At 73.5% G+C, this 25281-nt stretch carries 18 protein-coding genes and 1 riboswitch; of the genes, 14 read left to right on the forward strand and 4 right to left on the reverse strand.

All coding sequences use genetic code 11. The annotated features are described in order from the left end of the window. Nucleotides 1–73: 73 nt before the first annotated feature. The 3 genes from LPA54_RS01755 to LPA54_RS01765 all read left to right on the forward strand — a co-directional run bounded on the left by LPA54_RS01755 (nucleotide 74) and on the right by LPA54_RS01765 (nucleotide 4018). A complete protein-coding gene (locus tag LPA54_RS01755; RefSeq protein ID WP_228973269.1) occupies nucleotides 74–844 on the forward strand; it encodes an NUDIX domain-containing protein in 771 nt (256 codons plus the stop codon). Nucleotides 845–977: 133 nt separating this feature from the next. Then, complete coding sequence (locus LPA54_RS01760; protein ID WP_228973270.1) at nucleotides 978–2960, forward strand: ABC transporter ATP-binding protein; 1983 nt, start codon at nucleotides 978–980, stop codon at nucleotides 2958–2960. A gap of 116 nt (nucleotides 2961–3076) precedes the next feature. After that, nucleotides 3077–4018 (forward strand): FadR/GntR family transcriptional regulator, encoded by a 942-nt coding sequence (locus LPA54_RS01765; RefSeq protein WP_308112786.1) that lies wholly within the window; start codon nucleotides 3077–3079, stop codon nucleotides 4016–4018. A gap of 468 nt (nucleotides 4019–4486) precedes the next feature. Here the strand turns inward: LPA54_RS01765 and LPA54_RS01770 are convergent, their stop codons facing one another. Then, the gene (locus LPA54_RS01770; protein ID WP_162494746.1) at nucleotides 4487–4636 is read right to left on the reverse strand and encodes a hypothetical protein; all 150 of its coding nucleotides are present in this window, start codon (nucleotides 4634–4636) and stop codon (nucleotides 4487–4489) included. Between LPA54_RS01770 and LPA54_RS01775 the strand changes: the two genes are divergently transcribed. Beyond that, entirely contained in the window at nucleotides 4569–6122 is a 1554-nt protein-coding gene (locus LPA54_RS01775; RefSeq protein WP_228973272.1) for an RNA polymerase sigma factor, read from the forward strand. The two genes, LPA54_RS01770 and LPA54_RS01775, sit on opposite strands and share 68 nt — an antisense overlap. Nucleotides 6123–6266: 144 nt before the next feature. Next, nucleotides 6267–7097: a serine protease gene (locus LPA54_RS01780; RefSeq protein ID WP_228973273.1), complete on the forward strand. Its 831-nt coding sequence runs from the start codon at nucleotides 6267–6269 to the stop codon at nucleotides 7095–7097. A gap of 509 nt (nucleotides 7098–7606) precedes the next feature. Here the strand turns inward: LPA54_RS01780 and LPA54_RS01785 are convergent. After that, the gene (locus LPA54_RS01785; RefSeq protein ID WP_228973274.1) at nucleotides 7607–7837 is read right to left on the reverse strand and encodes a hypothetical protein; all 231 of its coding nucleotides are present in this window, start codon (nucleotides 7835–7837) and stop codon (nucleotides 7607–7609) included. A gap of 438 nt (nucleotides 7838–8275) precedes the next feature. On the opposite strand from LPA54_RS01785, the gene LPA54_RS01790 reads away from it, so the two are divergent. The 4 genes from LPA54_RS01790 (at nucleotide 8276) to LPA54_RS01805 (ending at nucleotide 14076) form a co-directional block, all read left to right on the forward strand. Further along, nucleotides 8276–10393: a type IIA DNA topoisomerase subunit B gene (locus tag LPA54_RS01790; RefSeq protein ID WP_228973275.1), complete on the forward strand. Its 2118-nt coding sequence runs from the start codon at nucleotides 8276–8278 to the stop codon at nucleotides 10391–10393. 316 nt (nucleotides 10394–10709) lie between these two features. Beyond that, nucleotides 10710–11267, forward strand: coding sequence for a DUF485 domain-containing protein (locus LPA54_RS01795; RefSeq protein WP_228973276.1), 558 nt, complete (start codon nucleotides 10710–10712; stop codon nucleotides 11265–11267). Continuing rightward, entirely contained in the window at nucleotides 11257–12861 is a 1605-nt protein-coding gene (locus tag LPA54_RS01800; protein WP_228973277.1) for a cation acetate symporter, read from the forward strand. The genes LPA54_RS01795 and LPA54_RS01800 overlap by 11 nt, the downstream gene beginning before the upstream one ends. A gap of 333 nt (nucleotides 12862–13194) precedes the next feature. After that, nucleotides 13195–14076 carry an SGNH/GDSL hydrolase family protein gene (locus LPA54_RS01805; RefSeq protein WP_228973278.1) on the forward strand — a complete coding sequence of 294 codons (882 nt, stop codon included), beginning with the start codon at nucleotides 13195–13197 and terminating at the stop codon, nucleotides 14074–14076. Nucleotides 14077–14250: 174 nt separating this feature from the next. On the opposite strand, the gene LPA54_RS01810 is transcribed toward LPA54_RS01805, so the two are convergent. After that, on the reverse strand, nucleotides 14251–16041 hold the full coding sequence (locus LPA54_RS01810; protein ID WP_228973279.1) for a sensor histidine kinase: 1791 nt from the start codon (nucleotides 16039–16041) through the stop codon (nucleotides 14251–14253). Nucleotides 16042–16159: 118 nt separating this feature from the next. Between LPA54_RS01810 and LPA54_RS01815 the strand changes: the two genes are divergently transcribed. Then, entirely contained in the window at nucleotides 16160–17467 is a 1308-nt protein-coding gene (locus tag LPA54_RS01815) for a GTP-binding protein (RefSeq protein ID WP_228973280.1), read from the forward strand. A 69-nt stretch (nucleotides 17468–17536) separates the two neighbouring features. Here the strand turns inward: LPA54_RS01815 and LPA54_RS01820 are convergent, their stop codons facing one another. Next, nucleotides 17537–19990: a DNA topoisomerase (ATP-hydrolyzing) subunit A gene (locus LPA54_RS01820; protein ID WP_228973281.1), complete on the reverse strand. Its 2454-nt coding sequence runs from the start codon at nucleotides 19988–19990 to the stop codon at nucleotides 17537–17539. A gap of 184 nt (nucleotides 19991–20174) precedes the next feature. Here LPA54_RS01820 and LPA54_RS01825 point away from each other — a divergent pair, with 184 nt between their 5' ends. The 4 genes from LPA54_RS01825 (at nucleotide 20175) to LPA54_RS01840 (ending at nucleotide 25045) form a co-directional block, all read left to right on the forward strand. Continuing rightward, nucleotides 20175–21524 (forward strand): pitrilysin family protein, encoded by a 1350-nt coding sequence (locus LPA54_RS01825; protein WP_228973520.1) that lies wholly within the window; start codon nucleotides 20175–20177, stop codon nucleotides 21522–21524. Between the two features lie 26 nt (nucleotides 21525–21550). Continuing rightward, nucleotides 21551–22918, forward strand: coding sequence for a pitrilysin family protein (locus tag LPA54_RS01830; protein ID WP_228973521.1), 1368 nt, complete (start codon nucleotides 21551–21553; stop codon nucleotides 22916–22918). Nucleotides 22919–23176: 258 nt separating this feature from the next. Beyond that, nucleotides 23177–23340, forward strand: a riboswitch (cyclic di-AMP (ydaO/yuaA leader). Nucleotides 23341–23353: 13 nt separating this feature from the next. Further along, nucleotides 23354–24148 carry a M23 family metallopeptidase gene (locus tag LPA54_RS01835; protein ID WP_228973282.1) on the forward strand — a complete coding sequence of 265 codons (795 nt, stop codon included), beginning with the start codon at nucleotides 23354–23356 and terminating at the stop codon, nucleotides 24146–24148. 219 nt (nucleotides 24149–24367) lie between these two features. Beyond that, a complete protein-coding gene (locus tag LPA54_RS01840; protein WP_228973283.1) occupies nucleotides 24368–25045 on the forward strand; it encodes a GntR family transcriptional regulator in 678 nt (225 codons plus the stop codon). The last annotated feature ends 236 nt before the right edge of the window (nucleotides 25046–25281 follow it).

The following is a 25281-nucleotide window of genomic DNA, read 5'->3' on the forward strand; positions in this document are numbered from 1 at the left end:
GGCGGGGGGAGGCCCCCCGGGAAGGCACTCCGACGGACGTGTTTATCGTCAGGAAGACGACTATGATCGCGGCATGCCCCCCTACGACCCCTCGGCCTTCCCGCCCTTCGCCGTGACCGTCGACCTGGTCGTCCTCACCGTGCGCCGGCACGCGCTGTGCGCTCTGGTCGTCCGGCGGGGGGAGCCGCCGTTCCAGGGCCGCTGGGCGCTGCCCGGGGGGTTCGTCCGGCCCGACGAGGACCTGGGCGCCGCCGCGGCGCGCGAACTCGCCGAGGAGACCGGGCTCTGCGTCCACGACCCGGGCGACCCGGCACCCGTCCCGGGCGCCGGCGCGCACCTGGAGCAGTTGGCGACGTACGGGGACCCCGAGCGCGACCCGCGTATGCGCGTGGTCAGCGTCGCCCACCTCGCCCTCGCGCCCGACCTGCCCGCGCCCCGGCCGGGCGGCGACGCCAACAGCGTCCGCTGGGCGCCCGTGGAGGAACTGCTCAGCTTCGGAGCGGGCCTCGACCGCGGCGATGAGCCGCCCGTCCCGCTCGCCTTCGACCACGGCCGCATCCTGGCCGACGGCGTCGAGCGCGCCCGGTCGAAGATCGAGTACTCCTCGCTCGCCACGGCTTTCTGCCCGCCCGAGTTCACCGTCGGAGAGTTGAGACGCGTGTACGAGGCGGTGTGGGGCGTGGCCCTGGATCCGCGCAACTTCCACCGCAAGGTGACCGGTACGCCCGGCTTCCTGGTTCCGGCGGGCGGTACGACCACCCGCCAGGGCGGGCGTCCCGCGCAGCTCTTCCGCGCCGGCGGTGCGACCCTCCTCAACCCGCCGATGCTCCGCCCCGAGGTCTGATGCGCCGCGCGGGGTGCCGGGTGAACCGGCGCCCCGCAACCGCCCAATGTGCGGTGAAAGTCCGAAATGCCGGGTTATTGTGCTGCGGTACCCGCCCTGCCGCCGAGCGGTCTCACCTACCGCGAGAGAAACGATGCTCCAGGCAATCGGACTCACCAGCACGCACCGCAGGAACCGCCCGCCCGCCGTGGACGACCTCACCTTCGAGGCACGGCCCGGAGAGGTCACCGCCCTCCTCGGGCCGCCCGGAGCGGGCAAGACCACGGCCCTGCGCCTGATGCTCGGACTCGAACGCGGCCAGGGAATCGCCTACTTCCGCGGTCGGCCCCTGCACCGCGTCACCCACCCGCTGCGTGAGGTCGGTGTCCTCCTCGGGGACGTGCCCGGGCACCCGGCGCGCACGGTCCGCGGCCAGCTCAGGATGGTGTGCGCGGTGGCGGGTGTCCCGGTCTCCCGCGCCGACGACCTCATCGACGCCGTCGGCCTCGAGGGTCTCGGCGACCAGCGCCTCGGTGCTCTCTCCCGCGGCATGGACCGCCGACTGGGCATGGCGGTGGCCCTGTTGGGAGACCCCCACACACTCGTGCTGGACGAGCCGACGGCGGGTCTCTCGGCACGCGAGGCGAACTGGCTGCACGGCCTCCTGCGGACCCACGCCCGCCACGGCGGCACCGTCCTCTACACCACCTCCGACAGCCGGGCGGCCGCCCGGACCGCGGACCACGTGGTGGCGATGGCCGCCGGCCGGCTCGTGGGCGACCAGGACGCCGCCACCTTCGCCCGTACGCGGCTGCGCCCCCGCGTCGCCGTCCGCACCCCGCACGCCGCCCGCCTCGCCGCCCAGCTCACCCGCGAGGCCCGCGCCGAACACCGCTCCGTCGAGGTCGTCCACGAGCGCGGCAACGGGCTGTACGTGTACGGCAGCGACTGCGCCCAGGTCGGTGAGACCGCCTACCGCCACGGCATCCTCCTCCACCGCCTCGCCGACGAGACCGGCCCCTCACCCACGCCCCCGTACGCCACCGCCCCCGCATTCCCGTACGCCACCCCCACCGCTACCGCCACGGCCGCCGCCCCGACCCCCGCGCCCCCGTACGCCCCGGCCCCCTCGCCGTCACGCGCGGACGACACCCCGGCGGCCCCCACCGGCCGCGCCACCCCCACCGGACAGGGCACCTCCGCCCCCACCGGACAGGGCACCCCCACCCCCGCCGGCCGCGCCACCGGACACGGCACCCCCGCCCCCGCCGCCATCCCGCCTCCCGCCCGCGCCACCCCGCGCCACCCCGCCCCACGCGCCGCCGCGAGGCGCCGTCGCAGGCGCGAGCGCTCGCGCGGGGCCCGGCGCGGGCCGCTGCGGCCGCTCCGCTACGAGCTGCGCCGCCTCACCGGTGTGCCGTCCACGCCGATCGCCCTCGGCGCCGCCGTCCTCGCCTCCGTCGTCCTCGCCGTGCTGATGGGACGGTTCGGCCGCACGCCGGTGCCCGTCGCCGTCGCCGCCTGGCCGGATCTGCTGCCCCTCCCGCCCGCGGCCCTGGGCGCCGGGCTCATCGGCGCGTTCTCCTTCGGCGACGAGTACCGCTACCCGGCGCTCCCCGCCGTCCTGGGGGCCGCGCCGCGCCGCGTCGGCCTCCTGGTGGCCAAGCTCGTCGTCACGGCCGCCACCGCCCTGCTGCTGGCCGTGGTGGTCGCCGTCGTGGACCTGGAGGCGCTGCGGCTCGTCTACGGCGGCACGTTGATCCCCGTCCCGGGCGACTGGCCGTCGCTCTGCGCGAGTTGGTTAGCGCTGGTCGTCGGCTGTGGTTGGGCGGGGTTGCTGGCGGCCGGGGTGTTTCGCGCCGCCGCGGCGGGGCTCGCGGCCGTCCTCGCCGTACCCGTGGTGATCGCGCCGGCCGTCGAGGGCGCCCTCCTCGGGCCCGCGGTCCGCAGCGTCGCCGGACTCCCGGCCCGGCTGCGGGAAACGGCCTGGCCCCGCTGGCCCGCGGAGGGCGACCGTTGGCTGGACGCTGCCCTGCGGGTCATGGCCCAACCGGTGGGCGCTGCGCTGGCCTTGTCCCTCACGGCGCTGCTGTGCGCGTTCCTGTTCGCGGGGGTGCGTCGTACTGCTCGGTGGTGATCAGTTTCCGTGCGAGAAGTGATCGTTGAACGTCAAACGCTCGGGCGCCCTTGGAATTTGCCCGCTTCCTTCCGATTACGCGTCAATTGCAGCGCAGGCGCCGATCACCCTTTCGTGTGCTTTTCACCAAAGACCTCAAGGGGGCCGGGAGCGGCGCCGACAAAGGATGCGTGAGTACCCTTGCGCACACCATGATGACCGCCGCCCGCCACGCCGAGGCCCCCCTCGCCGCCCCGGGCGGTCTCGACCGCTACCCCTACGCGGAGGCGCCGGCCGCCGACCGCGTCGGCGCACCGTCCTGGGACGCCTCCGATTCGGAGTTGGGCCGATTGGGCCGCCGGTCGGCGGGCAACCGCGGTCGCGGACTCCACGGGCAACTCGTCCAGCAGCTCGGTCAGATGATCGTCTCCGGCGACCTCGGTGCCGACCGCCCGCTCGTCCCCGAGGAGATCGGCCAGCGGTTCGAGGTCTCCCGCACCGTGGTCCGCGAGTCGCTCCGCGTCCTGGAGGCGAAGGGCCTCGTCAGCGCCCGGCCGAACGTCGGCACCCGCGTCCGCCCGGTCAGTGACTGGAACCTCCTCGACCCCGACATCATCGAGTGGCGGGCTTTCGGGCCGCAGCGCGACGACCAGCGCCGGGAGCTGGCCGAGCTGCGCTGGACCATCGAGCCGCTGGCCGCCAGGCTCTCCGCGGGCCACGGCCGCGAGGACCTCCAGCAGCGCCTCGCGGACATGGTGGAGATCATGGGCCACGCCTTCGCGCAGGGCGACGCGATCACGTTCTCGCGTGCCGACGCCGAGTTCCACTCCCTCCTCATCCAGCTCGCGGGCAACCGCATGCTGGAGCACCTCTCCGGGATCGTCTCCGCCGCCCTCCAGGTGTCCGGCGCCCCCACGATCAGCTGCGACCGCCCCGGCGAGTCCTGCATCTCCCACCACGCCCGCATCGTCGAGGCGCTCGCCGCCGGGGACGGCCCGGCCGCCGAGGCGGCCATGCGCCAGCTCCTCACCGTCCAGCCCGACGTGGAGCGGGTCGTCCCCGCCCCCCGCGAGCACTGAGCGCGGACCGTGGGCGCGGGGAGCGGCGCGCACGGTGTCCACACGGCACGCCGCGCCATCACGCGACACAGGTGCGCCGTCACACGGCCCGACCCCGCCGCCACACGGCCCGGCTCCGCCGCCACACGGCACAAGCCTGCTGTCGCACGGCGAAGGCCTCATCTCGTACGCCGCAGGCCTCGTCTCATGCGGTGCAGGGAATCGTCGCTCGGAGGCGTGTCACCGGTTCCACGGGGTACCCGAGGGGACCGGACCACCCGGGTCCGGCGGCACGGCCCGGTGACGGGCTTGCGGGGTGTTGCCCCCGTACGCCCCGTGTGCGCCGTTACGTGGTGTGACTCGGGCCACGTGGATTGGGCGTAACGCTCCTCGAAGCACGGCGATGACCTAAGAGGTGACAGCCGAGGAGGGAATACAGCCGCCGTTCACGGCGCTGTCCACCTCCGAGGTTCAGCCCGCGTCGTCGGCTCATTCCCCGCCGGCGGTCGTCGGCTCCGGCTCGATCATGAGCGGGGCCGGAAGCCGTTTCCATCGTTCCGAGAGGTTGTTCGTGTCGGCCAGCACATCCCGTACGCTCCCGCCGGAGATCGCCGAGTCCGAGTCTGTGATGGCGCTCATCGAGCGGGGAAAGGCTGATGGGCAGATCGCGGGCGATGACGTGCGTCGGGCCTTCGAGGCTGACCAGATTCCGCCAACCCAGTGGAAGAATGTTCTGCGCAGCCTCAATCAGATCCTCGAGGAAGAGGGTGTGACGCTGATGGTCAGTGCAGCGGAGTCGCCGAAGCGCGCCCGCAAGAGCGTCGCAGCGAAGAGCCCGGCGAAGCGCACCGCCACCAAGACCGTCACCGCCAGGACGACCGCGGCCAGGACGACCGCGTCCGCCCCGGCGGCGCCGGCGGCCCCGAGCGAGGACGCCCCGGGCGCCGAGGCCGGTACGCCGGCGAAGAAGGCCGCCGCGAAGAAGACCGCCGCCAAGAAGGCGACGGCCGTGAAGAAGACGACGGCCAAGAAGACGACGGCGAAGAAGACCGCGGGCAAGAAGGACGCCGACGAGGTCCTCGAGGGCGAGGAGCTGATCGAGGACGTCCAGCCCGTCAAGGGCGAGGAAGAGGAGCCCGAAGGCGAGGCCAAGGGCTTCGTCCTCTCCGACGAGGACGAGGACGACGCGCCCGCGCAGCAGGTCGCCGTCGCCGGTGCCACCGCCGACCCGGTCAAGGACTACCTCAAGCAGATCGGCAAGGTCCCCCTGCTCAACGCCGAGCAGGAGGTCGAGCTCGCCAAGCGCATCGAGGCCGGTCTCTTCGCCGAGGACAAGCTGGCGAACGCCGACAAGCTGGCGCCGAAGCTCAAGCGCGAGCTGGAGATCATCGCCGAGGACGGCCGCCGGGCCAAGAACCACCTGCTGGAGGCCAACCTCCGCCTGGTCGTCTCCCTCGCCAAGCGCTACACGGGCCGCGGCATGCTCTTCCTGGACCTGATCCAGGAGGGCAACCTCGGTCTGATCCGCGCCGTCGAGAAGTTCGACTACACCAAGGGCTACAAGTTCTCCACGTACGCCACGTGGTGGATCCGCCAGGCGATCACCCGCGCCATGGCCGACCAGGCCCGCACCATCCGCATCCCGGTGCACATGGTCGAGGTCATCAACAAGCTCGCGCGCGTCCAGCGCCAGATGCTCCAGGACCTGGGCCGCGAGCCCACCCCGGAGGAGCTGGCCAAGGAGCTCGACATGACCCCCGAGAAGGTCATCGAGGTCCAGAAGTACGGCCGTGAGCCGATCTCGCTGCACACCCCGCTCGGCGAGGACGGCGACAGCGAGTTCGGTGACCTGATCGAGGACTCCGAGGCGGTCGTGCCGGCCGACGCGGTGAGCTTCACCCTCCTGCAGGAGCAGCTGCACTCGGTGCTGGACACGCTCTCCGAGCGTGAGGCGGGTGTCGTCTCCATGCGCTTCGGTCTCACGGACGGCCAGCCGAAGACGCTCGACGAGATCGGCAAGGTCTACGGCGTGACCCGTGAGCGGATCCGCCAGATCGAGTCCAAGACCATGTCGAAGCTGCGCCACCCGTCCCGCTCGCAGGTCCTCCGGGACTACCTCGACTGAGTGATCCGCGGGCACGTCCCGCACCACGCGCGGAGGGCCCGGTTCCGGAAAAGGAACCGGGCCCTCCGGCGTTGCGGGGGTGCGGCCGACCCGTCGGTGTCTGACGCTGAGTGGGTGACATGCAACCCTGGGTCAGGAGGCCGAATGCGCGGAACGCGTCATCCCATCAGCAGCAGGCGGGCGGCGGTCGTGGTCCTGGCCGCGGCGGCGGCCGCGGCCGCACTCGTGGCGCCCGCCCCGGCCGTCGCGGACGGCGGCGTCGTCGGCGGGCACACGGCCCAGGTCGCGGACGCGCCGTGGGTGGTCGCGCTGTCCAGCCGTGACCGGTTCGGCCGTACGCGGGCCGGGCAGTTCTGCGGTGGCGTGGTCATCGCCCCGGCGAAGGTCGCGACGGCCGCGCACTGCCTCCGGGAGGACGTGCTCGGGGTGGCGCCGAGCCGGCTCAAGGACCTCAAGGTCATCGCGGGCCGCTCCTCGCTGCTGGGGTCGGGCGGACACGAGGTCCCGGTGAGCGGCGTCTGGGTCAACCCGGCCTACGACCCGGACTCGAACTCCGGGGACGTCGCCGTCCTCACCCTGGCCCAGCGGCTGCCGGACGGGTACGCCATCCCCATCGCGCCGGGCGGCGACCCCGCGTACCGCCCGGGTACGGCGGCGACCGTCTACGGCTGGGGCGACACCACGGGGCAGGGCGCGTACGCGTCCCGGCTCCACGCCGCCGACGTGTCCGTCCTGCCGGACGAGTCCTGTGCCCGCGCCTACCCGGCGGGGAAGGGGCCCGTGCGGTACCGCGCCGACACGATGCTCTGCGCCGGGACGGACCAGGGCGGCCGCGACGCCTGCCAGGGCGACAGCGGGGGCCCGCTGGTGGCGCGGGGGCGCCTGATCGGCCTGGTGTCGTGGGGCAGCGGCTGCGGCCGCGCGGACAGCCCGGGCGTCTACACCCGCGCCTCGATGCTCGTGCCCTCGCCGTGACCGCCGCCGTGCGCCGACGCGCGGTCGGGTCGGGACACACCGTCGTGTGAGGAGCAGGACTCCTCCCCGCGCCGACGGGGGCGAGAGGTGAGCCCGGGACGATCCAGCGGCTCGGGCTCGCCTCGGCGGGGGCCCGTCCGGCCCTCCGTACGACGGCGCGTGCGCGCGTGTGTGCCCCGCAGCCCCCCGTGCGCCGGCCCCGCCTGCCCGGCGGCAAAAGGGGTACCCAGGTCCCCTCCCGCCGCCCTCAGGGGGCGGTGGAGGCGGCGGAAGGGGCAAGTCCGGGCGTGGCCGTCGGTGTCCGCTCGGCGGGCGCACACCGACGGGACGCCCTGGCGAACGGAGCGGGGCGGCACCCCGCCGTCACTCAGGGTGCCGCCCCGCGTCACCGGTGGTCCGGGACGCTCCGGCGCGGGCCGGAAAAGCCGCGGGCGGCCTACCCCGCGGTGACGGGGGCGGCCGCCCGATGGCCGGTCCTGGACCGGTCTGGCTCGTCGTGGATGCGCGTGTCAGCGGTCCTCGTCGGGTGCTCCGGCCGGCACGGTGGTGAGCCGGTCCGTCTCATCCTGTATCTCCGCGGCGATCTTCTTCAGTTCCGGCTCGAACTTGCGCCCGTGGTGGGCGCAGAAGAGCAGTTCGCCACCGCTGGTCAGCACGACGCGCAGGTATGCCTGGGCGCCGCAGCGGTCACAGCGGTCGGCGGCCGTCAGCGGGCTCGCGGGGGTCAGAACAGTAGTCACGTCGCCTCTTCTCTAGCTCGACGAGCTGTCGTACCAGGGTCAACATCCAACCAGGCCGAAAACGTTCCCGCTCGCGGCTTTTCCTCGAAAGTTTTTCAAGGTGGCTGTCTGCTGCCGGTTGGCGGCGAATGAGCCGTATTGCGGTGTCGCTGTGCGTTACGGGTTTCGCGTTGCTTGTCTGGTATGTCCCCCCGGCTGGGTTGCCGGTTGTTCAGGAGGACGTGCCCGGAGCCTAAATGGTTCATGCCTGGAAGGGAACGTGATGTCCACGTCACCCGGACGAGGGATCGAACACCCATGCGAGCCTGGACTAGCATGACAGTTCACGTGGGTGGCGTGACAACCGCTCTACCAGGGCTCTGTACGCTCGGACCGGCACAGACGCCGACCGCCCTACCCCCGTGGGCAAGATCCCAAATTCAGCGAGGAGCGAACCGCGTGACCGCCGAGACGTCCGTTCCGTCCAGTGCGCTGCTGACCGCAGACCGTGACGGTTCCAACTACACCGCGCGGCACCTGCTCGTCCTCGAGGGGCTCGAAGCGGTCCGCAAGCGTCCCGGCATGTACATCGGGTCCACCGACAGCCGTGGCTTGATGCACTGCATCTGGGAGATCATCGACAACTCCGTCGACGAGGCCCTCGGCGGGTACTGCGACAACATCGAGGTGATCCTCCACGAGGACGGCTCGGTGGAGGTCCGGGACAACGGCCGCGGCATCCCCGTGGACGTGGAGCCGAAGACGGGCCTGTCCGGTGTCGAGGTCGTCATGACCAAGCTGCACGCCGGCGGGAAGTTCGGCGGCGGCTCGTACGCCGCGTCCGGCGGTCTGCACGGCGTGGGCGCCTCCGTGGTGAACGCCCTCTCCGCCCGCCTCGACGTCGAGGTCGACCGCAGCGGCTCCACCCACGCGATCAGCTTCCGCCGCGGCGTGCCCGGGATCTTCACCGAGTCCGGCCCCGACGCCCCCTTCGACCCGGGGAACGGCCTGCGCAAGACCAAGCGCGTGCCCAAGACGCGCACGGGCACGCGCGTGCGCTACTGGGCGGACCGGCAGATCTTCCTCAAGGACGCCAAGCTGTCCCTGGAGACCCTGCACCAGCGGGCCCGCCAGACCGCTTTCCTCGTGCCTGGCCTGACCATCGTCGTCCGCGACGACCGCGACCTGGACGGCGTGGGGAAGAGCCAGGAGATCTTCCGCTTCGACGGGGGCATCAGCGAGTTCTGCGAGTACCTCGCCCCCGACAAGCCCGTCTCCGACGTCCTGCGCCTCACCGGCCAGGGCACCTTCAAGGAGACCGTCCCGGTCCTCGACGAGCGCGGCCACATGACGCCCACCGAGGTCACCCGCGAGCTCGGCGTCGACGTCGCCCTGCGCTGGGGCACCGGCTACGACAGCACCGTCCGGTCGTTCGTCAACATCATCGCCACCCCCAAGGGCGGCACCCACGTCACCGGCTTCGAGCGGGCCGTGACCAAGACGGTGAACGAGGTCCTGCGCGCCGCGAAGCTGCTGCGCGTCGCCGAGGACGACATCGTGAAGGACGACGCCCTGGAGGGCCTGACCGCCGTCGTGACGGTCCGGCTCGCCGAGCCGCAGTTCGAGGGGCAGACGAAGGAGGTCCTGGGCACGTCCGCGGCCAACCGCATCGTCGCCAACGTCGTCGCCAAGGAGCTCAAGGCCTTCCTCACCTCCACCAAGCGCGACGCGAAGGCGCAGGCCCGCGCCGTCCTGGAGAAGGCCGTCGCCGCCGCCCGCACCCGCATCGCGGCCCGCCAGCACAAGGAGGCCCAGCGTCGGAAGACCGCGTTGGAGACCTCCTCCCTGCCGGCCAAGCTCGCCGACTGCCGCAGCGACGACGTGGAGCGCAGCGAGCTGTTCATCGTCGAGGGGGACTCCGCGCTCGGTACGGCCAAGCTCGCCCGCAACAGCGAGTTCCAGGCCCTGCTGCCCATCCGCGGCAAGATCCTCAACGTCCAGAAGTCCTCCGTGTCGGACATGCTGAAGAACGCCGAGTGCGGGGCGATCATCCAGGTCATAGGAGCGGGCTCGGGCCGGACCTTCGACATCGACGCCGCCCGTTACGGCAAGATCGTCCTCCTCGTGGACGCCGACGTCGACGGCGCGCACATCCGCTGCCTGCTGCTCACGCTGTTCCAGCGGTACATGCGGCCCATGGTGGAGTCGGGCCGCGTCTTCGCCGCGGTGCCGCCGCTCCACCGGATCGAGCTGGTCCAGCCCAAGAAGGGCCAGGACAAGTACGTGTACACGTACTCGGACGGTGAGCTGCGCCAGACGCTGCTGGAGTTCCAGCGCAAGGGCGTCCGGTACAAGGACTCCATCCAGCGTTACAAGGGCCTCGGCGAGATGGACGCCGACCAGCTGGCGGAGACCACGATGGACCCCCGCCACCGCACCCTGCGCCGTATCAACATCGGGGACCTGGAGGCGGCCGAGCAGGTCTTCGACCTGCTCATGGGCAACGACGTCGCCCCCCGCAAGGAGTTCATCACCAGCTCCGCCGCGACCCTGGACCGCTCGCGCATCGACGCCTGACCGCACCGCCGCGAACCTTGCGCGGCGACGGCACACGTCAGGAGCCCACCGGCCGGAACCGCTTCCGGCCGGTGGGCTCCTGTCGTTCCCGGCCGAATCGGGCCGTCCCCGGCCGGCCCGGGCTGACAACGCGTCCGGCCCAGGGCTGGAGCCGGGCCCGCCCCGGCGTGACACCGGGCCCGGCCCGGGCTGGTTACCGGGCCCGCCCCGGCGTCACCTGATGGGGTGAAACGACCGGGAGAAGAGTCCGGGAACTTCCCGTTCTGCCCATGCTTGCCACGCGGCCGAAACGGTTCGCTGACAAGGAGAGTTACCGGTGGACAACTGGGAAGGACGCGACGCCGCCGCGACGCGCATCGAAGACCCCTGGTACGACGCGCTGGCGTACGGGTGGGGCGAGCCGGGCCGTGAGGCACCCGGGGCGGGCGCCCCGGGCACGGCGGACCCGGCGGGCGCCGGGCCCGACGCCCGGGGCGCCTCGGCCACGGCGGGCGGCGCCGGGGAGCGACCGGGACCGTCCGCCGCCGACGTGCCCCGGGACCGCGCGGCCGACGTCTACCTGGAGGTCCACCGCAGCCCCGCCTTCCAGGAGGTGCGCGGCCGCTACCGCCGGTTCGTCGGCCCGGCCGCCCTCGTCTTCCTCGGCTGGTACCTCGGCTACGTCGTCACCGCGACCGCCGCGCCCGGCCTGATGGCCCGCCCGGTCATCGGCGCGGTGAACGTGGCGATGCTCGCGGGCCTCGGCCAGTTCCTCACCACCTTCGCGCTGACCTGGGCCTACACCCGGCACGCCCGGGTGCACCGGGACCGCGCCGCGCTGGAACTGCGCTGGGACACCCAGCAGATGACCCGGGAGGCGCGCCGTGACCGGTGACCACCAGACCCTGGCCCTGCTGCTGTTCGCCGCGTTCGTCGCGGTCACCCTCGCCATCACCACCTGGGCGAGCCGCCGCCGGCACGGCGGCGCGGAGGAGTTCTACACCGGCGGCCGGCTCTTCTCCCCCATGGAGAACGGTTTCGCCATCTCCGGCGACTACATGTCCGCCGCGTCCTTCCTCGGCATCTCCGGGCTGATCGCGCTCCACGGGTACGACGGGATGCTGTACTCGGTGGGCTTCCTCGTGGCCTGGCTCGTCGTCCTCCTCTTCGTCGCCGAAGCGGTGCGCAATTGCGGGCGGTTCACCCTCGCCGACGTCGTCGCCGCCCGCATGGGCGAGCGCCGCGTCCGTACCGCCGTGGGCCTCTCGTCCGTCGCCGTCTCCCTCCTCTACCTCGTGGCGCAGATGGTCGGGGCGGGCACTCTGGTCGCCCTCCTCCTCGGCGGTACCGGCGACGCCGCCCGCGGCTGGACGGTCGTCGGGGTGGGCGCGCTGATGGTCGTCCACGTCTCGCTGGGCGGCATGCGCGCCACCACCTGGATCCAAATCGTCAAGGCCGTGCTGCTGATGGCGGGCGCCGGCACCCTCACCGTGCTCGTCCTGCTGCGCTTCCGCGGCGACTTCGGCGCGCTGCTGACCACCGCGGCCGAACGCAGCGGGCACGGCCCGGCCTTCCTCGCCCCCGGCCTCGCCTACGGCGGGGGCTGGACCGCCGGCCTCGACTTCGTCAGCCTCGGCATCGCCCTCGTCCTCGGCACGGCCGGCCTGCCCCACATCCTCGCCCGCTTCTCCACCGTGCCCACCGCTCGGTCGGCGCGGAGCTCGGTCGTCTGGTCCATCGGCCTCATCGGCGGCTTCTACCTCATGACCATCGTCCTCGGGTTCGGCGCCGCCGCGATCGTCGGCACGGACTCCGTGCGCGCCTCCAACGCCGCCGGGAACACCGCCGTCCCGCTGCTCGCGCTCGACCTCGGCGGCGGAGCGGGCTCCATCGGCGGCGCCGTCCTCTTCGCGGTGGTCGCGGCCGTGGCGTTCGCGACGATCCTCGCGGTGGTCGCCGGCATCACCCTCGCCTCCTCCACGTCGGTCGCCCACGACCTGTACGCCTCGTTCACCCGCGGCCGGGACGGCCGTCCGGCCGGCCGGTACGGCGAGGTCGCGGTCGCCCGCGTGTCCGCCGTGGTGATCGGGGCGGCCGCCATCGGGCTCGGCCTGCTGGCCCAGGAGCTGAACGTGGCGTTCCTCGTCGGGCTCGCCTTCGCGGTCGCCGCCTCGGCGAACCTCCCCGTCCTGCTGTACGCGCTGTTCTGGCGCCGGTTCACCACCCGCGGGGCGGTGTGGTCCGTGTACGGGGGGCTGGTGCCGGCCGTCGTGCTCGTGGTGCTGTCGCCGGTGGTCTCGGGGAGCCCCGGTGCGCTCTTCCCTGGCGTCGACTTCCACCTCTTCCCGCTCCAGAACCCGGGGGTGGTCTCCATCCCGCTCGGCTTCCTGGCGGGGTGGCTGGGCACGCTCACCTCGCCCGAGCCGCCGGACCCGGCCAAGCACGCCGAGACGGAGGTGCGCGCCCTGACCGGTGCGGGCGCGGCGTGACGGGCGCCGGCTGACGGGTGACGAACGACGGGGACGGGCGCGGGGAGGGGTGTGACGGGCGAGGGCGGAGGGCGGCGAGGGGCGGCGCGGGCCAGGGTGTCGGCGCGGTGGCCGCGGCGTGGCGGGCGAGTCGGGAAGACGGAGGCGTGCTGGATGTCTTGACGACTCGTCACGCCCGCCACATATTACGTACCGGTAGTACGCACCAGTAACTGCGCGCAGTGCCTCGTGACACCGGCAGGCCGGACGGGACCGCCTGCCGTATCCCCGTCCGCTCCCCGGCCTCCCGCCCGCCGGGGGCGACGCCTCCGCCCCCACCCGAGAGGCACCGCCATGCGTTCCGTCCCCCCGGGCCGCCGCGCCCGTACCGTCCTCGCCGCCATCACCACCGCCGCGGCCGCCCTGGCCACGGCCGCGCTCGGCGCCGGGCCGGCCTCGGCCGCCGAGACGTCCGTCGGCCGCTACGTCGCGCTGGGCGACTCGTTCGCCTCGGCGGCCGGCGTGCCCGACCAGGTCGACTCCGCCTGCATGCGCTCCGACCGCAACTACCCCTCCCTGGTACGCGCCGCGCTGAACCCGGCCGCGCACCGGGACGTCTCCTGCGGCGGGGCCACCACCGTGCACCTGACGACGGCCCAGAACAGCTCCGCGCCGCCCCAACTCGACGCGCTCGGCGCGGACACGGACGTGGTGACCCTCACCATCGGGGGCAACGACGTGGGCTTCGCCGACATCATCGTGCGGTGCGTGAGCCTCGGCCTGTTCAACCCCTTCGGTTCGCCGTGCAAGGCCAGCTACACCTGGACCGGCACCGACCAGTTGGCCGCCACCGTCAACGCCACGGCCCCCAAGATCGCGGCGGCCATCGACGGCGTCCGCCAGCGCGCGCCGCACGCGAGGATCCTGGTGACCGGCTACCCCGCGATCCTGCCCGACGACGGGACCAACTGCCCGTCCGTCGTCTCGATCGCCAAGGGTGACGCCCCCTGGCTGCGCGACACCCACAAGCGGCTGAACGCCATGATCGCCGCCCAGGCGGCCCAGCGGGGCGCGGTGTACGTCGACACGTACACGAAGTCCATCGGCCATGACGCCTGCAAGCCGGCCGGGACGCGGTGGATGGAACCGCTCTTCACCAACGCCGCCGCGCCGTTCCACCCGAACGCCGCGGGGGAGCGGGCGATGGCCGACGCGGTCCTCGCGGCCCTGCGCTGACCGGGCGGCGGAACCTGGGGCCTGTCTTGCCGGATCTCGCCGGGACCGGCCTGAACCTGAAGACAGGCCCTACGGGCAGGGTGCCCAGGCAGCCCAGGCAGCCCAGGCAGCCCAGGCAGCCCAGGCAGCCCAGGCAGCCCAGGCAGCCCAGGCAGCCCAGGCAGCCCAGGCAGGTCAGGTGCCGGGCCCGGCCGCCGAGCTCGGTGCCGGTGCGCCCACCGGCCCGGCGGCCTCGCCGCCGGGCCCCGCTCCGCCCCGGGGCCCGGCGGCCCCGGTCCCCGCCTCGGGACCCGCCGGGGCCGGTGCGGCCTCCGCGAGGGCCTCCGTGAGGGCCTCCGGCAGGGTCACCGTGAACTCCGCGCCACCGCCCGCCGCCCCGCCCACCCGTACGCCGCCCCCGTGGCGCTCCGCGAGCCGGCGGACGAGGGGGAGGCCCAGGCCGCGGCCGGCGCCGTGGGAGGGCTCGCGCTTGGTCGACCAGCCCTCCGTGAACACCGCCTCCCGGTGGTCAGCCGGGACGCCCGGCCCGGTGTCGGACACCCGCAGCACCGCCGTGCGCCCCCGGGCCGCGAGCCCCACCTCGACCGCGGCGTCCCGCGAACCGGCCGCCGCGTCCACGGCGTTGTCCACGAGGTTGCCCAGCACCGTGACCACCTCGCCCGGCGCGACCAGGCGGTCGGGCAGCAGCGACCCGGGGGAGACCCGCAGCGCGACGCCGCGTTCGGCCGCCACCGTGGCCTTGCCCACCAGCAGCGCCGCCACCAGCGGGTCGTGCACCTTCTCGGTGACCTGCTCGGCGGTGGCCCGCCGCACCCCCGCCACCTCCACCAGGTACTCCACCGCGTCGTCGTACATCTCCAGCTGCAACAGCCCCAGGAGGGTGTGCAACCGGTTGGCGTGCTCGTGGTCCTGCGCCCGCAGCGCGTCGATCAGCCCGTGCGTCGCGTCCAGCTCGCGCCCCAGCCGCTCCAGCTCGGTACGGTCCCGCAGGGTCACCACCGCGCCGCCGTCGTGCGTCGGCATGCGGTTCGCCACCAGCACCCGCCGACCCCGGACCGCCACCAGGTCCCCGCCCGTGACCCGGCCGCCCAGCACGTCCGCGGTACGCCCGCCGCCGAGCACCTCCTCCAACGGCCGCCCGATCACCTCGGGCCCGAGCTCCAGCAGCCGCTGCGCCTCGTCGTTGACCAGCCGGATGCGGTCGGCCCCGTCCAGCGCGACGACCCCCTCGCGGATGCCGTGCAGCATCGCCTCCCGCTCGGCCAGCAGCGCCGCGATGTCGGAGAACGCCAGGTCCCGCGTCTGCCGCTGGATCCGCCGGGCGATCAGCCACGCGGCCAGCGCCCCCGCCGCCAGGGCCCCGCCCGCGTACGCGAGCAGCGGGGGTATCGCCGCGAGGAACCGGTTCCGCACGCTGTCGTACCCGATGCCCACCGAGACCGCCCCGACGATCCGCCCGTCCCCGTCGCGCAGCGGCGCCTTGCCGCGGGCGGAGCGCCCGAGCGTGCCGCTGTCGATCTCCAGGACGTCCCGGCCCGCCAGCACGCCGCTGGGGTCCGTCGACACCACCTGGCCGACCCTGGCCGGGTCCGGGTGGGACCAGCGGACGCCGCGCACGTCCATGACGACCACGTACTCCGAGCCCGTCGCCCGCCGGATCCGCTCGGCCTCCGCCTGGACCGGGCCGTCAGGCGCGGGGGCCGACGCCAGCAGCTCGCCGGCCAGCCGCGACGACGCCGTGGTCTGCGCGACGGCCAGCGCCCGCCGCATCGCCTGGTCGTCGAGCTGGCTGCTCAGCGGCGCCAGGAACAACCCGGTGACCAGGACCGTCACGCCGGCGGCCACCGCCACCTGGATCAGCAGCACCTGCGAGAACACCCGGCGGGGACGGCCGAACGGCAGCAGGGGCGGCCGGACGCGCGCGGGACCGCGGGTCGGCGGGGCGGGTGAGAGGACCGGGCACATGGCGGAACACGCTAGACGGCCCCGCCGCCGGACGGAACGGCCGCCGCCGCCCCGGCGACGCGCCCGCCTATCCTGAGGAACCCTCCGTTCCTCCACGGCCGAGTGAGAAAGGTGCCCCTTGAGCGCGCAGCAGATCCCCGTCGTCGTCCTCGCGGGATTCCTCGGGTCCGGCAAGACCACCCTGCTCAACCACCTCCTGCGCAGCGCCCGGGGCACCCGGATCGGCGTGATGGTCAACGACTTCGGTTCCATCGAGATCGACGCCATGACCGTCGCCGGCCAGGTCGGCTCCACGGTGTCCCTCGGCAACGGCTGCCTGTGCTGCGCCGTCGACACGAGCGAACTCGACACCTACCTGGACACGCTCACCCGGCCCGGCATGGGGCTCGACGTCATCGTCATCGAGGCCAGCGGCCTGGCCGAGCCGCAGGAGCTGGTCCGGATGATCCTCGCGAGCGAGAACGCCCGGGTGGTGTACGGCGGGCTCGTCGAGGTCGTGGACGCCGCCGAGTTCGACGCGACGCGCGCCCGGCACCCCGAGACGGACCGGCACCTCGCGCTCGCCGACCTCGTCGTCGTGAACAAGGCCGACCGGGTCCCGGAGGACGGACTGCGGCGCGTCGTGGACGCCGTGACGGGCGTCGCCGACCGGGCCGCGGTGATCGGCGCGGCGTACGGGCGGGTCGACCCGGAGCTGCTCTTCGACCGCGCCGCCCGCCCGGACGAGGGCCCCGGCGGTGTCCGGCAGCTCTCCTTCGAGGACCTGTACGCCGACGCGTACGAGCGCGACCACCGGGAGCACCCGCACGCCGCCTACGAGACGGTGTCGTTCACGTCCGGGGAGCCGATGCACCCGCGGCGGCTGATGGACTTCCTGGACTCGCGGCCGGAGGGGCTGTACCGGATCAAGGGGTTCGTCGACTTCGGCGCCGCCGACCCGGACCACCGGTACGCCGTCCACGCCGTGGGCCGCTTCCTGCGCTTCTACCCGCAGCCCTGGCCGCCGGGGGAGCGGCTGACCCAGCTCGTCCTGATCGGGGCCGGCACGGACGGGGCCGCCCTGCTGCGGGGCCTCGACGCCTGCCGGGTCGCGGGCCCGAAGGACGCGCCGGAGGAGCACGCCCTGTGGGGGGTGCTGCGGTACGTGCCCGAGCCGGAACCCGAGAAGGAAGCCGACGGTGCCACCGCCGCCACGGACGGCGCCCCGGTACCGGAGGCCCCCACCCCGGCCCCCGACCCGGACCCGTACGCGGAGCCCGACCCCTACGCGGAACCGGATCCGGACCTCGACCCCTACGCGGATCCGGACCCCTACGCGGATCCGGACCCGGACCAGGACCTCGACCCCTACGCGGACCCCGGCCCCGCCCCGGACGCCCCCGGTACCTCCCCGTACGGCCGCCCGCACCCCCCGTACGGCGCCTGACGCACGGCGGCCGGGGCCCGCGGGCGCCCACCCGCCCGGCGGGCGGCGCGCCCCGGCCCCTCACGCCCGCTACGCGACGGGCCCCGCCAGTACCGCCACCGGCTTGACCAGCGGCGTGCCCGAGCCGTCCCGGCGCGGGTCGACGTCCGGCAGCTCGACCGGCGTCCCGTTCTTCTGGGCCGCCTTGGCCGGAGCCGCGCCCGCCCAGGCCAGCACGAGCACGTCCTCGCCCTTCAGGAAGCGCTGGCAGCGCACGCCGCCGGTCGCCCGCCCCTTGCGCGGGTACTGGTCGAACGGCGTCAGCTTCGCCGACGTGCCGACCGAGGCGTCCAACTGCCCCGTCGCCCCCGCCACCGTGAACACCACGGCGTCCGCCGCCGGGTCGACCACCGAGAACGAGAGGACCCGCGCGCCCGCCGACAGCTTGACCCCCGCCACCCCGCCCGCGGGACGGCCCTGCGGGCGCACCTGGGCGGCCTGGTAGCGCAGCAGCTGTGCGTCGGACGTGATGAAGACCAGGTCCTCCTCGCCGGTCCGCAGCTCGGCGCCGCCGACGATCCGGTCGCCCTCCTTGAGGGTGATGACCTCCAGCTCGTCCTTGTTCGCCGGGTAGTCCGGGACGACCCGCTTCACCACGCCCTGGAGCGTGCCCAGCGCGAGGCCGGGCGAGGACTCGTCCAGCGTGGTGAGGCAGACGACCGTCTCGTCCTTCTCGAGCGTCAGGAACTCCGACAGGGGCGCGCCGCCCGACAGGTTGGGCGCCGTCGCCGTGTCCGGAAGCTGCGGCAGGTCGATCACCGGGACGCGCAGCAGCCGCCCGCCGGACGTCACCGCGCCGACCGTGCCGCGCTGCGTCGCCGGCACGGCCGACACGATGACGTCGTGCTTCGTACGCTTGCCCTCGCCCTCCGGCAGCGGCTCCGCCGTCGCCGTGCGCGCCAGCAGGCCCGTCGAGGACAGCAGCACCCGGCACGGGTCGTCGGCGACCTCCAGCGGCACGGCCGCGGCGGGGGAGCCCGCCGACTGGAGCAGGACCGTGCGCCGCTCCGTGCCGAACTTCTTCGCCACCGTGGCCAGCTCCGTCGACACCAGCCGGCGCAGCTCGGCGTCCGAGTCCAGGATGCGCGTCAGCTGCTCGATCTCGCCCTGCAGCCGGTCCCGTTCGCCCTCCAGCTCCAGCCGGTCGAACCGGGTGAGCCGGCGCAGCGGCGTGTCGAGGATGTACTGCGTCTGGACGTCGCTCAGCGAGAAGCGCTCGATCAATCGCTCCTTGGCCTGCGCGGAGTTGTCGCTCGACCGGATCAGCCGGATCACCTCGTCGATGTCGACGAGCGCCACCAGCAGCCCCTCGACCAGGTGGAGCCGGTCGCGCTTCTTGCCGCGCCGGAACTCGCTGCGCCGCCGGACCACCTCGAAGCGGTGGTCCAGGTAGACCTCCAGCAGCTCCTTGAGGCCCAGCGTGACGGGCTGGCCGTCGACCAGGGCGACGTTGTTGATGCCGAAGGACTCCTCCATCGGCGTGAGCTTGTACAGCTGCTCCAGCACCGCCTCGGGAACGAAGCCGTTCTTCACCTCGATGACCAGCCGCAGTCCGTGCTCGCGGTCGGTGAGGTCCTTGACGTCGGCGATGCCCTGGAGCTTCTTCGACCCGACCAGGTCCTTGATCTTGGCGATGACCTTCTCCGGGCCGACGGCGAACGGCAGCTCGGTGACGACGAGGCCCTTGCGGCGCGCCGTCACGTTCTCCACGGTCACCGTCGCGCGGATCTTGAACGAGCCGCGGCCCGACTCGTAGGCGTCCCGGATGCCCGACAGGCCCACGATCCGGCCGCCGGTCGGCAGGTCCGGGCCGGGCACGAAGCGCATGAGCGTCTCGAGGTCGGCGCCGGGGTGCTTGATCAGGTGCCGGGCGGCGGCGATCACCTCGCCCAGGTTGTGCGGGGGCATGTTGGTGGCCATGCCGACGGCGATCCCGGAGGCGCCGTTGACCAGAAGGTTGGGGAACGCGGCGGGCAGCGCGATGGGTTCGCGCTCCTGCCCGTCGTAGTTCGGGACGAAGTCGACGGTGTCCTCTTCGATCGACTCCGTCATCAGGGACGTCGCGTCGGCCATCCGGCACTCGGTGTACCGCATGGCCGCCGGCGGGTCGTCGTTGCCCAGGGAACCGAAGTTGCCGTGGCCGTCGACGAGCGGCAGGCGCATCGAGAAGGGCTGTGCCATGCGCACCAGCGCGTCGTAGATCGACGCGTCGCCGTGCGGGTGGAGCTTGCCCATCACCTCGCCGACGACGCGGGCGCACTTGACGAAGCCGCGCTCGGGCCGCAGGCCCATCTCGTTCATCTGGTACACGATCCGGCGGTGCACCGGCTTCATGCCGTCCCGCGCGTCCGGCAGGGCCCGGGAGTAGATCACCGAGTACGCGTACTCGAGGAAGGAGCCCTGCATCTCGTCGACGACGTCGATGTCGAGGATGCGCTCCTCGAAGTCGTCGGGCGGCGCGGTCTTCGTGCTGCGGCGGGCCATCGCTGCTGCGGCTCCTTCACCAAGGTGGATCTGACGCCGACCATTGTGGACCGTCCCACTGACAGGACCGACCGCGACCCGGAAGAGGGACCCCGCAGCTTGCCGGGAACTTCGCCGGGCGGTGGCGCGCTTGCATACAGTGGCAGGACTTTTCCATGACGCGATCGAAGGGACGTACATGCCCATGGGTCACACGGCCACGGCCGAGGCCGGCTCCGGCGGCCTGACAGCGACCGAGCACCGGCTGGCCAACGGCCTGCGCGTGGTGCTCTCCGAGGACCACCTGACCCCGGTCGCCGCGGTCTGCCTCTGGTACGACGTCGGCTCCCGCCACGAGGTCGAGGGCCGCACCGGCCTGGCGCACCTCTTCGAGCACCTGATGTTCCAGGGGTCCCGGCAGGTCCGGGGGAACGGGCACTTCGAGCTGGTGCAGGGCGCCGGCGGCTCGCTCAACGGCACCACCAGCTTCGAGCGGACCAACTACTTCGAGACCATGCCCGCCCACCAGCTGGAGCTCGCTCTCTGGCTGGAGGCCGACCGCATGGGCTCCCTGCTCGCCGCCCTGGACGACGAGTCGATGGAGAACCAGCGGGACGTCGTCAAGAACGAGCGCCGCCAGCGGTACGACAACGTCCCGTACGGCACCGCCTTCGAGCGCCTGACGGCCCTCGCCTACCCGGAGGGCCACCCCTACCACCACACGCCGATCGGCTCCATGGCGGACCTGGACGCGGCCACCCTCGACGACGCCCGCGCCTTCTTCCGCACCTACTACGCGCCGAACAACGCCGTGCTGTCCGTCGTCGGCGACATCGACCCCGAGCAGACGCTCGCCTGGGTCGAGAAGTACTTCGGCTCCATCCCCTCCCACGACGGCAAGCCCGCCCCGCGCGACGGCACCCTGCCGGACGTCATCGGCGAGCAGCTGCGCCAGGTCGTCGAGGAGGAGGTGCCGGCGCGCGCCCTGATGGCCGCCTACCGCCTGCCGCACGACGGCACCCGCGCGTGCGACGCCGCCGACCTCGCGCTGACCATCCTCGGCGGCGGCGAGTCGTCCCGGCTGCACAACCGGCTCGTGCGCCGCGACCGCACCGCCGTCGGCGCGGGTTTCGGCCTGCTGCGGCTGGCCGGCGCGCCCTCGCTCGGCTGGCTGGACGTCAAGACGTCCGCCGGCGTGGAGGTGCCGGAGATCGAGACGGCCGTCGACGAGGAGCTGGCCCGGTTCGCCGCCGAGGGCCCCACGGCCGAGGAGATGGAGCGGGCCCAGGCGCAGCTGGAGCGCGAGTGGCTGGACCGCCTCGGCACGGTCGCCGGCCGCGCGGACGAACTGTGCCGCTTCGCCGTCCTCTTCGGTGACCCGCAGCTCGCCCTCACCGCCGTCCGGCGCGTCCTCGACGTCACGGCGGACGAGGTCCGGGAGGTGGCTGCCGAGCGGCTGCGCCCGGACAACCGCGCGGTGCTCGTCTACGAGCCCGTCAAGGGCGCCGACGGCGACCCGACCGACAGCGACGACGAGGAGGGAACGGACCAGTGAGCGACGCTGCCGTGTCTCTGACCAGTATGGACTTCCACCCGCAGCCGCAGCCGGGCACGCCCCGGGTGTGGGCCTTCCCCGCCCCCGAGCGGGGCCGCCTGGACAACGGGCTGACCGTGCTGCGCTGCCACCGCCCCGGCCAGCAGGTCGTCGCCGTGGAGATCGTCCTGGACGCCCCGCTGGACGCCGAGCCGGAGGGCCTCGACGGCGTCGCCACGATCATGGCGCGCGCCCTGTCGGAGGGCACCGACAAGCGCTCCGCCGAGGAGTTCGCCGCCGAGCTGGAGCGGTGCGGCGCCACGCTCGACGCGCACGCCGACCACCCGGCCGTGCGGGTCTCCCTGGAGGTGCCGGCCTCCCGGCTGCACAAGGCACTCGGGCTGCTCGCCGAGGCGCTGCGGGCCCCCGCCTTCGCCGACGGCGAGGTCGAGCGGCTCGTGCGCAACCGGCTCGACGAGATCCCGCACGAGACGGCCAACCCGGCGCGGCGCGCCGCCAAGCAGCTCTCCGCCGAGCTGTTCCCGGCCACCTCGCGGATGTCCCGCCCCCGCCAGGGCTCCGAGGACACCGTCGCCCGGATCGACGCCGCGGCCGTGCGCGCCTTCTACGAGGCCCACGTCCGCCCCGCGTCGGCGACGGCCGTCGTCGTCGGCGACCTGACCGGGATCGACCTGGACGCCGTCCTCGGCGACACCCTCGGCGCGTGGACGGGCGACGCGCCCCGTGAGCGCGCCGCGGCGGCCGTCACCGCCGACGACACCGGCCGCGTCGTCATCGTCGACCGGCCGGGCGCCGTGCAGACGCAGCTGCTCATCGGCCGCGTCGGCCCCGACCGGCACGACAGCGTGTGGCCGGCCCAGGTCGTCGGCACGTACTGCCTGGGCGGCACCCTCACCTCGCGCCTGGACCGCGTCCTGCGCGAGGAGAAGGGCTACACCTACGGCGTACGGGCCTTCGGCCAGGTCCTGCGGTCGCTGCCGGACGGTTCCGGCGCGGCGATGCTCGCCATCAGCGGCTCGGTGGACACCCCCAACACCGGCCCCGCCCTGGACGACCTGTGGACCGTGCTGCGGACGCTCGCCGCCGAGGGGCTGACCGACGCCGAGCGTGACGCCGCCGTGCACAACCTGGTGGGCGTGGCGCCGCTCAAGTACGAGACGGCGGCGTCCGTCGCCGCCACCCTCGCCGACCAGGTCGAGCAGCATCTCCCGGACGACTTCCAGGCCCGGATGTACCAGCGCCTGGACGCGACGGGCACGGTAGAGGCCACGGCCGCGGTCGTCAGCGCCTTCCCGCCGGACCGCCTCGTCACGGTCCTCGTGGGGGACGCCACGCAGATCAAGGCACCGGTCGAGGCCCTTGGCCTGGGCGAAGTCACCGTCGTCCCCGGCTGATTGACGCCGGGTCCGGAGTCGCGAGGGGCCAGGCCCCCGTGCGGCCCCGGACCCGAGAGGGGACACCGTGGAGCCCCGGCATCCGTTTCGGATGCCGGGGCTCTTCCCGTCCCGCCCGGGTGTCCGTTTTGTTGGCAAGGCGGGGTGTCTGCACTGTGGCGTGCGCTACAAAAATCCGCGTCCGTTTGGTGATTGAATGATCAGCCGCTTAGCGTCTTAGCCGCTGTCCGCCCGCATGACCGCCGCACCCGCGGCACCGGGCAGCGATCGCCGAATCCCCGTCAGGCGCGAGCCTGGGGAGCCGGGGACCCACCGTCCCCTGGGGTGAATCGGACGCCTTCGCCGCCGCGTGGAGGGGCCCGTAGGAGACCTTCCTGCTCCGAACCCGTCAGCTAACCCGGTAGGCGAGAGGGAAGGAAAGGACACGTCCACTTCATGGCGTTCACCCGTGCCACCGGGAAGCACCGCGCCCCCAGCCGTCTGAGCCGCAAGAGCGCCCACGCCGCCGGCGTCGCCGCACTCGCCACCTCCGGCGTCATCGGAACCCTCGCCTCCCCGGCCTTCGCCGGCGAGGCCGACCGGGCCGCGGCCCCTGAGGACACCGGGCTCACCACCGCCATCGCCGACTACGACCTGGCCGACGAGGTCGCGGACCAGGCGTCGGCGCAGGAGCTGGCCGCCGAGGTCGCCGAGCGCCAGGCGGAGGCCGAGATGGCCGCCAAGCGCAAGGCCGAGGCCCGCGCCGAGGCCGCCCGCCAGGCGCAGGAGCGTGCCGACCGCGAGCAGGAGCGCGCGGACCGCGAGGCCGAGCGCAAGCGCCTGAACAGCTTCCAGCTGCCCGTGGCCGGCTCGTACGTGTCCACCGCCTACCAGTCGGGCGGCGCGCTGTGGTCCTCCGGCAGCCACTCCGGGGTCGACTTCCACGCCGCCTACGGCTCCACCGTCGTCTCCGTGGGCGCCGGCACCGTCGTCGAGGCCGGCTGGGGCGGCGCCTACGGCAACAACGTCGTCATCCGCATGAACGACGGCACGTACACGCAGTACGGCCACCTCGCCTCGGTCAGCGTCGCGGTCGGCCAGAGCGTCGCGCCGGGCCAGCAGATCGGCGTCTCCGGCTCCACCGGCAACTCCACCGGCCCGCACCTGCACTTCGAGGCCCGTACGAGCGCCGAGTACGGCTCGGACATCGACCCGGTGTCCTACCTCCGGGCCCGCGGCGTCAACGTCTGACCCGCCACCCGCTTGACGGAGGCCCCCGCTCGTCGACGAGCGGGGGCCTCCGCGCCGTTTCCGGCCCCCTCCGCACGCCCGCGCACGTCCAAAAAAGCACCATGAATTCCGGCCTGCCATCGGAAAATCCGTGTGGTTGCCATAGAGTCACCGCAACAGCGTCGAACTCCTGGGTGTCGCGCGGATAAAACGGTGGGCGGAGTGGTTCGGAGGTTCGGTATGCGCGTTCCCGCGCATTCGGTGTGCACGGCGATCCGAGCGGACATCGTCTCCGGGGCGCTGCCCCGCGGCAGCCGTCTGACGGAAGAACAGCTCGCCCGCCGCTACGGCGTCTCGCGCGTACCGGTCCGCGAGGCGCTGCGCACCCTGGAGTCCGAGGGCTTCGTCACCTCCCGCCGCCACGTCGGCGCCTGCGTCGCCGAGCCGTCCGAGCAGGAGGCCGCCGACCTGCTGGAGATGCGCGCGGTGTTGGAGCCGCTCGGCGCCGCCCGTGCCGCCCAGCGGCGCACGGACGCCCATCTGAAGGTGCTGCGCGGCCTCGTCCGGCTCGGCCAGGAGGGAGCCCGCCGCGGCACCGGGGAGGACCTGCGGGCGCTGGGGGGCTGGTTCCACGAGACGCTGGCCCAGGCGTCGGCGAGCCCCGGCCTCACCTCGCTGCTCACCCAGCTGCGCCACAAGATCGCCTGGATGTACGTGGTCGACGAGCCCGCCCGCCCGGCGGACGCGTGGGCCGAGCACGGCGCCATCGTCGACGCCGTGGCCCGCGGCGACGCGGAGCGCGCCCGCGCGCTCACCGCGCAGCACGCCGAGCGCTGGCGCGGCTCACACCGGTTGCGCCGCGCGAGCGGTGTGAGGGGTCCGCAACCTCCCGTAAACACCGCCGGAGCACGGCATTAACAGCGGCGTCGTATACAGAGTCGTATCGGAGTCGTATGCGGGGAAAGGGCGGGAACCCGCGCCTTTTCCGCTTGCGTCGGGCCTTTTCCCGTCCCCGCGAACTCCGCGCCGAACTCCGCGCCGAGCGCCGGGAAAAGGTGACGGTCGAATGCGGGACGGAACAATGGCGACGGGCGGTCGCGCCGTAATCCCGTGACGCCTTGGTGCGCCGGCCGCGCGGGGAACAGGCTCCGGCG

Origin of the sequence: Streptomyces sp. DH12, from assembly GCF_020873895.1 — a bacterium.
Lineage (GTDB): Bacteria > Actinomycetota > Actinomycetes > Streptomycetales > Streptomycetaceae > Streptomyces.

What these genes read in the sequence shown, in the direction of transcription:
- LPA54_RS01755 (WP_228973269.1), top strand. Translation starts at nt 74, where the DNA reads ATGCCCCCCTACGACCCCTCGGCCTTCCCGCCCTTCGCCGTGACCGTC.
- LPA54_RS01760 (WP_228973270.1), top strand. Translation starts at nt 978, where the DNA reads ATGCTCCAGGCAATCGGACTCACCAGCACGCACCGCAGGAACCGCCCG.
- LPA54_RS01770 (WP_162494746.1), bottom strand. Translation starts at nt 4,636, where the DNA reads ATGAGCGCCATCACAGACTCGGACTCGGCGATCTCCGGCGGGAGCGTA.
- LPA54_RS01780 (WP_228973273.1), top strand. Translation starts at nt 6,267, where the DNA reads ATGCGCGGAACGCGTCATCCCATCAGCAGCAGGCGGGCGGCGGTCGTG.
- LPA54_RS01805 (WP_228973278.1), top strand. Translation starts at nt 13,195, where the DNA reads ATGCGTTCCGTCCCCCCGGGCCGCCGCGCCCGTACCGTCCTCGCCGCC.
- LPA54_RS01810 (WP_228973279.1), bottom strand. Translation starts at nt 16,041, where the DNA reads ATGTGCCCGGTCCTCTCACCCGCCCCGCCGACCCGCGGTCCCGCGCGC.
- LPA54_RS01820 (WP_228973281.1), bottom strand. Translation starts at nt 19,990, where the DNA reads ATGGCCCGCCGCAGCACGAAGACCGCGCCGCCCGACGACTTCGAGGAG.
- LPA54_RS01825 (WP_228973520.1), top strand. Translation starts at nt 20,175, where the DNA reads ATGGGTCACACGGCCACGGCCGAGGCCGGCTCCGGCGGCCTGACAGCG.
- LPA54_RS01830 (WP_228973521.1), top strand. Translation starts at nt 21,551, where the DNA reads ATGGACTTCCACCCGCAGCCGCAGCCGGGCACGCCCCGGGTGTGGGCC.
- LPA54_RS01835 (WP_228973282.1), top strand. Translation starts at nt 23,354, where the DNA reads ATGGCGTTCACCCGTGCCACCGGGAAGCACCGCGCCCCCAGCCGTCTG.
- LPA54_RS01840 (WP_228973283.1), top strand. Translation starts at nt 24,368, where the DNA reads ATGCGCGTTCCCGCGCATTCGGTGTGCACGGCGATCCGAGCGGACATC.